Below are 11,671 nucleotides of genomic sequence, written 5' to 3' on the forward strand. Positions count from 1 at the left end.
CCTTTTCCGCGGCTTTTGTTCTGTTTGTGGGGCCCGACTTGCCCTGAATTCAGGCGAATTGTCGTCATATTCCCGGCGTCCGGTCGTCCGGAATTCTCGTCCGGATGACCTGTTGCAGACGGCAGTTGGACAGATACATTCAGCCGCGGTCGACGCGTTCCGGCGCACGCCCCCAATCCATGGGGGGTGAGGTCTGACCCGGATCCGCGAAGTGTGGATCTGTGCAAGGGCCAGTAATAGGGGAGTTAGGCATGGCTCAGGGCACCGTCAAGTGGTTCAACGCGGAGAAGGGGTACGGCTTCATCGCGGTCGACGGTGGTGCGGACGTCTTCGTCCACTACAGCGCGATCCAGATGGACGGCTACCGCACGCTGGAAGAGGGCCAGCGGGTCGAGTTCGAGATCTCGCAGGGCCAGAAGGGCCCGCAGGCGGACATGGTCCGCGTCACGGCCTGAATCGCGCGACCACCACGAGCGACGTTCTTCTCGAAGGGCCCGTGTCCCCGCTGGGGCGCGGGCCCTTCGGCGCGCCCGGAGGCGGGTTCGCAGGTGGGTCGGCGGACGGGTTCGCAGGGGGCGGGGCGGCCGGCGGTCGCCGGGCCGGCCGCCCGCGGCGGATCCGCGGACCCGGTGCCGGACCCGGTGCCCCCCAGGCCGCCCCGTGTGCCCGGTGCCGCCACAGGGGCGCACCCGTGTTCGCGCCCGGCTGAGTCGTCCGCGGACCCCCCGGGGGCGCTTGCACTCGCAGGGGCCGAGTGCTAATCATTGCGTTAGCACTCTGAAGGTGAGAGTGACAACGAGGACCGGGTCGGTGAGGCCACGGGCCGGGTGGGGCAGGGAACCTCCGGTCGGGGCCGTCCGTCGCGGGCGCGGGCGCGGTCCGAAGTAATCACCCCCAGTCCTGGAGGGACCACTTCACATGGCCAAGATCATCGCGTTCGACGAGGAGGCGCGGCGCGGCCTCGAGCGCGGCATGAACCAGCTCGCGGACGCCGTCAAGGTGACCCTCGGCCCCAAGGGCCGCAACGTCGTCCTCGAGAAGAAGTGGGGCGCCCCCACGATCACCAACGACGGCGTCTCCATCGCCAAGGAGATCGAGCTCGAGGACCCGTACGAGAAGATCGGCGCCGAGCTGGTCAAGGAAGTCGCCAAGAAGACGGACGACGTCGCCGGCGACGGTACGACCACCGCGACCGTTCTCGCCCAGGCCCTGGTCAAGGAGGGCCTGCGCAACGTCGCCGCCGGTGCCAACCCGATGGCGCTGAAGCGCGGTATCGAGAGGGCCGTCGAGGCCGTCTCCGCCGCCCTGCTCGACCAGGCCAAGGAGGTCGAGACCAAGGAGCAGATCGCCTCCACCGCCTCCATCTCCGCCGCCGACACCCAGATCGGCGAGCTCATCGCCGAGGCGATGGACAAGGTCGGCAAGGAAGGCGTCATCACCGTCGAGGAGTCGCAGACCTTCGGTCTTGAGCTCGAGCTCACCGAGGGCATGCGCTTCGACAAGGGCTACATCTCGGCCTACTTCGCGACCGACATGGAGCGCATGGAGGCGACGCTCGAGGACCCCTACATCCTCATCGCCAACTCCAAGATCTCCTCGGTCAAGGACCTGCTCCCGCTGCTGGAGAAGGTCATGCAGTCCGGCAAGCCGCTGCTGATCATCGCCGAGGACGTCGAGGGCGAGGCCCTGTCGACCCTGGTCGTCAACAAGATCCGCGGCACCTTCAAGTCCGTCGCCGTCAAGGCCCCGGGCTTCGGCGACCGCCGCAAGGCCATGCTCGGCGACATCGCCATCCTCACGGGCGGCGAGGTCATCTCCGAGGAGGTCGGCCTCAAGCTGGAGAACGCGTCCCTGGACCTCCTGGGCCGCGCCCGCAAGGTCGTCGTCACCAAGGACGAGACCACGATCATCGACGGTGCCGGCTCCCCCGAGCAGGTCGCGGGCCGCGTGAACCAGATCCGCGCCGAGATCGAGAACAGCGACTCCGACTACGACCGCGAGAAGCTGCAGGAGCGCCTGGCGAAGCTCGCCGGCGGTGTCGCGGTCATCAAGGCCGGTGCCGCCACCGAGGTGGAGCTCAAGGAGCGCAAGCACCGCATCGAGGACGCCGTCCGCAATGCGAAGGCCGCCGTCGAGGAGGGCATCGTCGCCGGTGGTGGCGTGGCCCTGCTGCAGGCCTCCCAGGTCTTCGAGAAGCTGGAGCTCGAGGGTGACGAGGCGACCGGCGCCCAGGCTGTGAAGCTCGCGCTCGAGGCCCCGCTGAAGCAGATCGCCGTCAACGCCGGCCTCGAGGGCGGCGTCGTGGTGGAGAAGGTGCGCAACCTGACCCCGGGTCACGGCCTCAACGCCGCGACCGGCGAGTACGTCGACCTGGTGGCCGAGGGCATCATCGACCCGGCGAAGGTGACCCGTTCCGCGCTGCAGAACGCCGCCTCCATCGCCGCGCTGTTCCTCACCACCGAGGCCGTCATCGCCGACAAGCCGGAGAAGGCCGCCGCTCCGGCCGGCGGCGGCATGCCGGGCGGTGACATGGACTTCTGATCGGCCCCGGCCGGTCGACCGTCCCACGTACCGAGGGCGGCACCCCCTGGAGACAGGGGGTGCCGCCCTCGGGCGTGTCCGGGATCACAGGCGGGGCGCCGCGCGGGGTGGAATGCCGCGGCGGGGCGGAGGGGTTGTGGCAGTGACGACCTTCGATGCGCATGCACATACCATCCGGTATCCTGCCCCCGACCCCGACCGAGGAGCCCCTCACGTGACTGCCAACGCCTCAGCGTCCGCCTCCCGCGCGGCCGAGATCCTCTCCCGTCCCGTCGTGCTGAACGGCCTGACCGTCCCCAACCGGATCGCGATGGCGCCGATGACGCGCATGTTCTCCCCGGGCGGCGTGCCCGGCGAGGACGTGGTGTCGTACTACGCCCGGCGCGCCGCCGCGGGTGTGGGCCTGATCGTCACCGAGGGCACCTACGTCGGGCACGAGTCCGCCGGCGGCAGCGGGCGTGTGCCGCGCTTCCACGGGGAGGAGCAGCTGGCGGGCTGGGCGAAGGTCGCCGAGGCCGTGCACGCCGCCGGCGGCACGATCGTGCCGCAGCTCTGGCACATCGGCATGGTCCGCGAGCAGGGCCGGGGGCCGTTCCCGGACGCGCCTGCCGTCGGCCCCTCCGGGCTGCGCGTCGACGGCACCGCGGGCACGGGCAAGGCCATGACGCAGCGGGACATCGACGACGTCATCGGCGCGTTCGCCGAGGCGGCCGCCGCCGCCGAGCGCATCGGCTTCGACGGCGTGGAGCTGCACGGCGCCCACGGCTACCTGGTCGACCAGTTCCTGTGGGCGGGCACCAACCGCCGTACGGACGCCTACGGCGGCGACGCGGTGGCCCGCACGAGGTTCGCGGCCGAGCTGGTGGCGGCCGTCCGCGAGGCGGTCTCGCCCGAGTTCCCGGTGATCTTCCGCTACTCGCAGTGGAAGCAGGAGGCGTACGACGCCCGGCTCGCCGAGTCCCCGGAGGAGCTGGAGGCCCTTCTGACCCCGCTGGCGGCGGCCGGTGTGGACGTATTCCATGCCTCCACGCGCCGCTACTGGCTCCCGGAGTTCGAGGGCTCGGACCTCAACCTCGCCGGCTGGACCAAGAAGCTGACGGGCAAGCAGGTCATCTCGGTGGGATCCGTCGGCCTGGACGGCGGCGACTTCCTCAAGGCGTTCCAGGGCGAGGGCGCCTCTGTGGGCAGCCTGGACAACCTGCTGGACCGGCTGGAGCGCGAGGAGTTCGACATGGTCGCGGTGGGCCGTGCGCTGCTGCAGGACCCGGAGTGGGCGGCGAAGGTCCTCGGCAACCGCTTCGACGAGCTGAAGCCGTACGAGGCGTCGGCGCTGCAGACGCTCAGCTGAACGTCGCCGGACGACGGCGGAACCCCGGTCGGCGCCTCCCTGTCGGGAGGCGCCGTCGGCGTTCGGCGGGGGCGCGGGCGGCCTGCGGGCTACATGCCGCCCATCGGCTCGACGTCGACCCGCACGGGCGTGCCCCACATGCGCACCACCTCGTAGTCGGTGAACTCGTGCACCAGCCGGTACGCCATGGCGGCCCGCGGGGCGCGGCGCTGTGCCGCGAGGTACTGCTCGGCCTCCTGCCGGTCGCGTCGCGGGGTGCCGCACAGCTGCCACTCCCGTCCGTTCCACTGCTCCGGGAGCCAGCGTTGCTGGGGCTGCGGACGGTCCTCACGCACGCCGTACCGGGACGGGACGGCGGCGGCCGGCTCGGCCGGCCGGGCGTACGCCGGGTAGGAGTCGTTGAGTTCGGACCGGCGGGCGGCCCGGCGCCGGGTCTCGCACAGCAGGCACAGGTCGGGTGCGGCCTCGTCGACGGGCCCGTTCGGGTGTTCGGGGCACCGGGTGGCGGGGGCGGCGGTGCTGACGCTCTCCTCCAGCAGGTCGAGCGCGCGCCGCAGATCGCCCTTGATCTCGTGCAGTCTGGCGTCGGGCGTGTCGGTGCCGAGGGCCTCGCCGTGCTCCCCGAGGAGACGCAGGGCGCGGCCGAGGGCGGTGAGCTGGGCGTGGTTCATGGTGCCAGTCTGCGCCCTGCCCCGGCCCCCGCACGCGTCCGGGGCCGCCCCGCACCCCTCCGGGGCCGCCCCCGCGCCGGACGCCGGCCTCCGGGAGATGCCGTCCGGCCGGTCCGGCAGCCGGTCCCGCCGGGCGGCGCGGCCGGCCCGGCCCCGGGTTCCACCGGGCACCCGGGGCCGGGAGGGCACACACGGCGAAGCCCGCCCCGGGTGCCGGGGCGGGCTTCGTGTTCGAGCGCCGGGCAGGCCTTGCACCTGCATCTCCCCGCAGGAAGCGGGGCGTCTTTCCTTGGACCACCAACGCCGGACCGGACAGCAGGGGTTCTGCCGACCAGCTCAAGATCGAGTATAGCGGCACTCACCCGGGAGTGAAATCGGCCGCCGGGCTGTCCGTGCGGCCCGCCGGTCAGTCCCCCGCCGGGTCTCCCGCCGCCGACAGGGCCGCGCGCAGATGGCCGTGCGACTCGGCGAGCAGCCGTGCGGCCGTCGGGCCGTCGACCCCGGCCAGAAGCGTCAGGATCGCCTCCTTCACCTCGCCGTCGGTGGCGGCGAGGGCCTGCTCGATCTCGTCGTCCGGCGCGCCCGTGGCCAGGGCGACGATGTGGCGGGAGCGGGCGCGCAGCTTGTCGTTCGAGGCCCGCACGTCGACCATCAGGTTCCCGTAGGTCTTGCCCAGGCGGATCATCGTGATCGTCGACAGCATGTTGAGGACCAGCTTCTGCGCCGTGCCCGCCTTCAGCCGGGTCGAGCCGGTGAGCAGCTCCGGGCCGGTGACGATCTCGATGCCGTGTTCGGCGGCGGCCGCCAGCGCGCTGCCGGCGTTGCAGGCCAGTCCGATCGTGAGTGCGCCCAGCCGCCGGGCGTGTTCCACCGCGCGGATGGCGTACGGGGTGCGGCCGGAGGCGGAGACGCCGACCACCGTGTCGTCGGGGGTGAGGCGGAGCGCGTCGAGGTCCTCGACCGCCAGTTCCCCGGAGTCCTCCGCGCCCTCCACCGAGGTGACCATGGCCTGGGCGCCGCCCGCGATCAGCCCGACGACCTGCGCGGGGTCCGTGTTGAAGGTGGGCGGGCACTCGGAGGCGTCCAGGACGCCGAGACGGCCGGCGGTGCCGGCGCCGGCGTAGAGCAGCCGGCCGCCGCGTGCCATCCGCTCCGCCACGGCGTCGATCGCGGCGGCGATCTGCGGCAGCCGCTCGGCGACGGCGGCGGGCACGGTCGCGTCCTCGGCGTTCATGAGCCGGGCGATGTCGAGGGTGGGCAGCCGGTCGATGTCGGAGAACTCGGGGCGGAACGCCTCCGTGGTCAGCGTCTCCAACTCGGCACGCAGTTCCCGGTAGTGGGGCGTGAAGGTCATGGCAGCGGCTCTCTCCGGTGCTGTCCGGTGCTTTCGGTGGGGGGTGACGCGACGGCCCGGGTCGGGGCGTCGCGCGGCGCGGACGGCCCGCGGCTCGCCCGGCGGGCCGGGTCCCGCGGTCCGCCGCACGGCGCCGCCGGGCCACCGAGCGGTGGCCCTGTGGTCCACCGCGCGGTCCTGCGGTCTACCGCGCGGCGCTGCGGTGGCGGTGGGCCAGGGCCTCGTACGACGCGGCCAGCGCGGGTGCCGCCGTCTCGTACGTCCGCTGGGCCACACCCACGAACAGGCAGTCCACGACGAGCAGCTGACCGGTGCGTGACGACATCGCCGCCGGGCGCAGTTCGCTCTCGCGCGCCGTGGAGGTGGTCAGCACGTGGTCGGCGTACTGCGTGACGGGCGCGTTCGGCCGGCCGGTCACCGCGATCGTGGTGGCGCCCCGCTCGAAGGCGGCCCGGAGGGGCTCGATGACGTCGCCGGTGGACCCGGAGTGGGTGATCGCGATCGCCACGTCGCCGGCGCGGAGCTGCACCGCGTTGGTGACGGCGAGGTGCGGGTCGCTGTGCGCGTGGGCTATCAGCCCTATGCGCAGCAGCTTCTGGGTGAGGTCCTGGGCGACCAGGGCGGAGGCGCCTACGCCGTACACGTCGGTGCGGCGGGCGGTGGCGAGCGCGGTGACGGCCGCGCCGAGCTGCACCGTGTCCAGTGCGGCGGCGGTGTCGGCGAGGGTCTGCTGCTCGTCGTAGGCGAGCTTGGCGACGACGTCGGCGATGGGGTCGTCCACCGCGATGTCGGTCGTGATGGCCGGCGCCCGGCCGGACTGCTGCTGGGCGGCGAGCCCGGCGAGGGCCAGGCGCAGGTCGCGGTAACCCGGATAGCCCAGCAGGCGGGCGGTGCGCACGACGGTCGCCTCACTGGTGCCGGTGAGCTCGGCGAGGCCGGTGACCGTGAGGGCCGCGCAGCCGGCCGGGTCGCCCGCGACGGCCTCGGCGACCCGTTGCATGGAGCGGGTCATCGACGGCGCCAGGGTGCGGACCTTGGCGGCGAGGGCGGCGGGCGCGGGCGGTGCGCTGCCGGCCCCGCTCCCGGGTGCGAAAATTTCCTTCACGTCCTGGGTCACATGATGAAAGATATTTTCTATTCGGACGTGCGGTCAAGAGTGCGCACAATGGGGACATGGAAGCCATCAGCCCCCTGGAACAGGCGCTGCACGCCGCTCGCGCCCTCGTGCTCGCCGACCTGGTCGCGGGCAGGGTCGCCGAGGCCGACGTGGTGTCCCTCGTGGAGGCCTCCGTCGCCGGGCGCCGCTGGTGGGTCGAGCAGTGGCCGGAGGGCGCGGCCTTCGTCGCCGGTCTGGTCGCGCAGGACGTGCAGGACGCGCTCCTGGAGCGGTACGGCCGCTGGCCGCTGTGCCCGGTGTGCGCCTCGGGCGACCCGCACGCGCTGGACGTCGAGCCCGAGCTGGGCCCCGACCCGCACTGGGTGTGCTCCCAGGCGGGGGTGAAGGTGGCTCCGGTCGGCTTGCTCGGGCAGGCGCTGCCAGGGGAGCCGTCGTCGTGACGGTCGCCGTGAGGGGCGGGTGCGCCGCGGTGACGCCGTGACGGTCTACATCGACCCGCCGACCTGGCCCGGGCACGGCCGCCTGTGGTCCCACCTCGTCAGCGACGACTCCTACACCGAACTGCACGCCTTCGCCGAGGCGTTGGGCGTGCCCCGGCGGGCCTTCGAACGCGACCACTACGACCTGCCGTCCCACCGGTACGCCGACGCGGTGGCGGCCGGGGCGGTGGAGGTCAGCAGCCGGGAGGTCGTGCGGCTGCTGCACGCCTCCGGGCTGCGCCGCCGCAAGGGGCTCGTGCGGCGGGGCTGCGAGTAGGCGCCGGACGGCGCGCCGGCCGTGCGGGGCGACGTGACCCCGGGGCGGAGGGGAGGGCGCGGCGGCCCTCAGCGCCGCAGCTCGTAGGTGATCTCCTCGGCGTTCCCGCCGGCCCGTGCGAACCCGGCGCGCGCCAGCACGCCCTGCGACGGGGTGTTGTCCGCGGCGACGTTCGCGCACACCACCCGTACCTCGTCCCGGGCCAGCGCCCACTCGGACAGCGCGCGCAGGGCCTCGGTGGCGTATCCGTGGCCGCGGGCGGCCTCCGCCAGGTCGTAGCCGACCTCGACGCGGCCCGTCGCGTCCGGGGCGGAGTGGAAGCCCATCCCGCCGACCGCGCGGCCGTCCTCCCGGCGGACGAGCACGAACATCCCCCAGTCGGGGCGGTGCGTGCCCTCCTCGTACGCCTTCAGCGTCATCCCCGCCGCCGCGCGCGTGCCTTCGCACGGGCCGGTGTCGATCCACAGGAAGCCGCCGTCGCCGCCCAGCCGCAGATCGTCGGCCGCCGCGGGGGTGACGCCCTGCAGGGTGAGGCGTCCGGCCTCGATGACGAGGTTGTTCTGCCAGCGCCACTCGGTGACCGGGGCGCGGCCGGGCAGCTCACCGCGGCCGGTCGCCCACAGCAGGGTGGGCCAGGGGGCCGGGCCGGGCGGGACCTGCGGGAAGATCCGGGCGAGGACGTCCTCGGCGAGCTCGGCGGGCGGCTCGTAGGCCAGGCCCAGGCCCTCGGCGATGTCGTGCGTGTGCAGCAGCACCTCGGTGACGCCCATCGCGGCGAACCCCTCGCGGTTCGCGCTGCCGAACGGGAACGGGTGGAAGGCACGCAGCTCGCGCGGGCTGGTGCGCAGCGTCGCGGAGAGCAGGGCGCCGGTCGTCCCGAGCACGTCCAGGACGTCCGCGGGGCCGGTGCCCTCGTCCAGGGTGATCTCGAAGGGGACGTAGGCCCGCTGCGCGCGTCCGGCCAGCTGTCCCGCGTAGGCCAGCAGGGCGCCGGCGACGTGCTCGGCGGTCCGGCGGCAGCTCCACTCCAGCCCGCCGGCCCGCACACCGTCCCAGTCCCGGTCCGTCGCCGTCCGCAGCAGCGCCACGGCGCCCGCGACGGCCTCCTCGACTTGTTCCCCGCCCATTGGTCGCATACGCGGCAGGGTAGGCGGGAGCCGTCCGTCAGGTCGACAGCATTTCCAGCTCGGCGGCGACGTTGTAGCGCGCCGTCGCCTCCCACTTCGAGGCCCCGTACGGCGTCCTGAACAGCTGCGGCAGGGCGAGGAGTTGCCGCAGGACGGTGGCGCGGCCCGCGCGGAAGGCCTCGTTCGGCACGAAGTGGTACTCCTTGCGGACGGCGGCCGTGTAGGCGGCGTACAGCGACGGCGGCGAGGCGAGGACCGCCAGGTCGGCGTCGCACAGCACCTGTCCGTCGCGGTCGTCGCCGGCCGGGTCGTGTCCGACGGTGAGGCGGACCAGGCGGGCGACCTCCTCGGTCTTCTCCGGGCGGACCCCGGCCTCGGCGAGCGCCCGTTCGGCGAGCCGGGCGGAACGCTCCTCGTTCTCGGACCGGTCGGGCAGGTAGACCGCGTCGTGGAACCAGGCCGCCAGCCGGACCACGTCGGGGTCGTCGGCGTAGGACTCCAGCACGTCGACGTGGTCCAGGACCGAGGTGAGGTGCCCGAGCGCGTGGTAGTGCCGCTGCGGCTCCTGCCAGCGGCCGAGCAGGTTGTCGGCGTACGGCGCGGGGTCGGGACCGCCCCCGGGGCCGCGGGCCCCTTCCAGGGCACGGGCGAAACGGGCACGCAGGGCGTCGGTGTCGGCCATGGGGCCATTCTTCCCGGTGCGGGCCCGTCCCTGTCCCGCGGTGTAGGGACGTGGTCGCTGGTCACCGTACGGGCGTGACACGAGGCTCACCCTCCCCATTGTGTGTCATGCCTACCTGAGCGATGTGACGTGGAACGTGCACTGCGACGACGCGTACCGGCCGCTGAGGGAGGAGTTCGGGGCGCGGCTGAAGAAGCTTCAGTTCCGGTACCAGGACCCGGTGGGCAAGTGGCGCGGTGGGGTCGTGGTGTCCGACCGACGGATGGCACGGCCGTCGAGCCTCATGTTCGGGCCGGGGAAACCCGTAACGTCCGGGGTCGTGATTCCTGCGCAGCAGGCAGACGACGGGGGCCTGCCGAGCACGTCGTAGAGCGGACCGCCGGACGGCGGGCGGCGGTTCATGACGTGCGCCGCGGTGCCGCACTAGCGTGGCCCCCATGACGACGCCTGCTGATGTGCCGAACGAACGAGACCCCGAGCTGCCCGGGCGGCTGCTGACCGTCGAGCGGGACGCGCTGATTCCGTTGCTGCGGGGCAGGGCCGAGGAGGACTTCGCGCTGCCGGTGGCCGCCTGTCCGGGGTGGACGGTGCGGGACGTGCTGGCGCACTGTTCCGCCGCGTTGATGCGGGTGGTGGAGAACCGGTTCGAGCAGGGCGTGTTCTCACCCGAGTCCAACGACCGGGACATCGCCGAGCGTACCGAGTGGGGCAATGCGCGTGTCGTGGACGAGCTGGAGCGCGGGATGACCGAGGCCGGGCCGGTGATCGCGAAGGCCGGCGGGGCGCTGGACAAGATCGCGCTCGGCGAGTGGGTGCACGCCGGCGACGTGCGCGAGACCCTGGGTGAGCCGGGGGCGTACGCCGGCGCCGGGCTGCCGTACGCGCTCGCGCTGCTCGCCCACGTCACCTGTGCGGAGGGCCGTCTGCCGCTGCACGCCGACCTGGACGACCTGGACGAGCCGCTGCGCCTCGGCGACGTGGACGGCGGACGGCCTCCGGCGCGCTACATCGGCGACGCCGGCACCCTTGTGCGGCTCTGCGCCGGGCGTCCGCTGCCCGCGGCCGGGGCGGAGTACGAGCTCGCGGGCGCGGAGGAGGACGAGCTGAACATCTTCGGGTGACCGTTCCCCCCGCGGGACCCCGACCGGCGTACCCTGATTGGACTAGACCTGTCAGGCCCCAGGGGAGACCGTGGAAAGGGGTTCCATGAGCACGCGTGCAGTCCTGGAGGTGATCGCCCTCGACACGGGCGACGCGGTCGCCGCCCAGGCGGGAGGCGCGGACCGCCTCGAACTGGTCACCGACATGGCGGCCGACGGGCTCACCCCGTCGGCCGCGGCGTTCGCGGCGATCCGTGCCGCCGTCGACCTCCCGCTGCGGGTGATGCTGCGTCTGGCGGACGGGTTCGCCGCGGGCGGCGCCGAGGGCGTGGACCGGCTGGTCGGGGCGGCCGGGGAGCTGCGCGCCGCCGGGGCCGGGGAGTTCGTGCTCGGGTTCCTGGACGAGGCGGGCGGGGTGGACCTGCCCGCCGTCGAGCGGATCGTCTCCGCGCTCCAGGGGTGCCGGTGGACGTTCCACCGGGCGATCGACCGGGCCGCCGACCGGGACGCCCTGCGCAAGCAGCTCGACGGGCTGCCCGGCCTCGACACGTATCTGACGGCCGGGGCGGCGGCGGGTGTGGACGACGGGCTCCGCACCCTGGTCGCGGAGGCCGGGCGGAGCGGCGAGGCGGGGTACGGGCAGCAGCTCCTCGTCGGTGGCGGGCTGCGCCTCGACCACGTGCCCGCGCTGCGGGCCGCCGGCATCGACGCCTTCCACATCGGCGGGGCGGCCCGGCCGGACGGCTGGGACGGACCGGTCACCGCCGAGGCGGTCGCACGCTGGCGGGCGGTGCTGGACGGGACGCCCGACGACCCCGCGGCCGGCGTCCGGCAGGCGAATGCCCGGGAGGCCGGTGCCCGGGTGGCCGGCTCCGGTCACGGCTAGTGCCGCGGCAGGCAACGTTCGCCCCGTCGCGACGCCCGGCACGCTCCCCCAAGCTCTCGGCTCCGCTCGAGCAGGGGGTACCCCCACTC

The 11,671-nt window shown here is 73.7% G+C and carries 12 protein-coding genes; 7 read left to right on the forward strand and 5 right to left on the reverse strand.

The features are described 5' to 3' along the window. Positions 1-251 precede the first annotated feature (251 nt). From ACWDNY_RS04360 to ACWDNY_RS04370, 3 genes are all read left to right on the forward strand, one after another. Positions 252-455 carry a cold-shock protein gene (locus tag ACWDNY_RS04360; protein ID WP_004986573.1) on the forward strand — a complete coding sequence of 68 codons (204 nt, stop codon included), beginning with the start codon at positions 252-254 and terminating at the stop codon, positions 453-455. Positions 456-918: 463 nt separating this feature from the next. Next, positions 919-2,541, forward strand: a complete 1,623-nt coding sequence (gene groL, locus ACWDNY_RS04365) for a chaperonin GroEL (RefSeq protein WP_451644186.1) — start codon at positions 919-921, stop codon at positions 2,539-2,541. A gap of 214 nt (positions 2,542-2,755) precedes the next feature. Continuing rightward, positions 2,756-3,889, forward strand: coding sequence for an NADH:flavin oxidoreductase (locus ACWDNY_RS04370; protein WP_451644187.1), 1,134 nt, complete (start codon positions 2,756-2,758; stop codon positions 3,887-3,889). An 89-nt stretch (positions 3,890-3,978) separates the two neighbouring features. On the opposite strand, the gene ACWDNY_RS04375 is transcribed toward ACWDNY_RS04370, so the two are convergent. From ACWDNY_RS04375 to ACWDNY_RS04385, 3 genes are all read right to left on the reverse strand, one after another. Further along, positions 3,979-4,560 (reverse strand): hypothetical protein, encoded by a 582-nt coding sequence (locus ACWDNY_RS04375; RefSeq protein ID WP_451644188.1) that lies wholly within the window; start codon positions 4,558-4,560, stop codon positions 3,979-3,981. Between the two features lie 406 nt (positions 4,561-4,966). Then, positions 4,967-5,914: an N-acetylmuramic acid 6-phosphate etherase gene (murQ, locus tag ACWDNY_RS04380; protein ID WP_451644189.1), complete on the reverse strand. Its 948-nt coding sequence runs from the start codon at positions 5,912-5,914 to the stop codon at positions 4,967-4,969. Between the two features lie 184 nt (positions 5,915-6,098). Continuing rightward, complete coding sequence (locus ACWDNY_RS04385) at positions 6,099-7,031, reverse strand: MurR/RpiR family transcriptional regulator (protein ID WP_451644190.1); 933 nt, start codon at positions 7,029-7,031, stop codon at positions 6,099-6,101. A 56-nt stretch (positions 7,032-7,087) separates the two neighbouring features. Here ACWDNY_RS04385 and ACWDNY_RS04390 point away from each other — a divergent pair, with 56 nt between their 5' ends. Together ACWDNY_RS04390 and ACWDNY_RS04395 are read left to right on the forward strand one after the other, a co-directional pair. Further along, entirely contained in the window at positions 7,088-7,471 is a 384-nt protein-coding gene (locus tag ACWDNY_RS04390) for a hypothetical protein (protein ID WP_451644191.1), read from the forward strand. Between the two features lie 37 nt (positions 7,472-7,508). Next, positions 7,509-7,787: a DUF4031 domain-containing protein gene (locus tag ACWDNY_RS04395; protein ID WP_451644192.1), complete on the forward strand. Its 279-nt coding sequence runs from the start codon at positions 7,509-7,511 to the stop codon at positions 7,785-7,787. 68 nt (positions 7,788-7,855) lie between these two features. On the opposite strand, the gene ACWDNY_RS04400 is transcribed toward ACWDNY_RS04395, so the two are convergent. Together ACWDNY_RS04400 and ACWDNY_RS04405 are read right to left on the reverse strand one after the other, a co-directional pair. Next, positions 7,856-8,923: a GNAT family N-acetyltransferase gene (locus ACWDNY_RS04400; protein ID WP_451644193.1), complete on the reverse strand. Its 1,068-nt coding sequence runs from the start codon at positions 8,921-8,923 to the stop codon at positions 7,856-7,858. 28 nt (positions 8,924-8,951) lie between these two features. Beyond that, the gene (locus tag ACWDNY_RS04405; RefSeq protein ID WP_451644194.1) at positions 8,952-9,596 is read right to left on the reverse strand and encodes an HD domain-containing protein; all 645 of its coding nucleotides are present in this window, start codon (positions 9,594-9,596) and stop codon (positions 8,952-8,954) included. A gap of 437 nt (positions 9,597-10,033) precedes the next feature. Between ACWDNY_RS04405 and ACWDNY_RS04410 the strand changes: the two genes are divergently transcribed. Continuing rightward, on the forward strand, positions 10,034-10,717 hold the full coding sequence (locus tag ACWDNY_RS04410; RefSeq protein ID WP_451644195.1) for a maleylpyruvate isomerase family mycothiol-dependent enzyme: 684 nt from the start codon (positions 10,034-10,036) through the stop codon (positions 10,715-10,717). A gap of 85 nt (positions 10,718-10,802) precedes the next feature. Then, the gene (locus ACWDNY_RS04415; protein ID WP_451644196.1) at positions 10,803-11,582 is read left to right on the forward strand and encodes a copper homeostasis protein CutC; all 780 of its coding nucleotides are present in this window, start codon (positions 10,803-10,805) and stop codon (positions 11,580-11,582) included. The last annotated feature ends 89 nt before the right edge of the window (positions 11,583-11,671 follow it).

It is taken from the genome of Streptomyces sp. NPDC003697 (genome assembly GCF_053587115.1).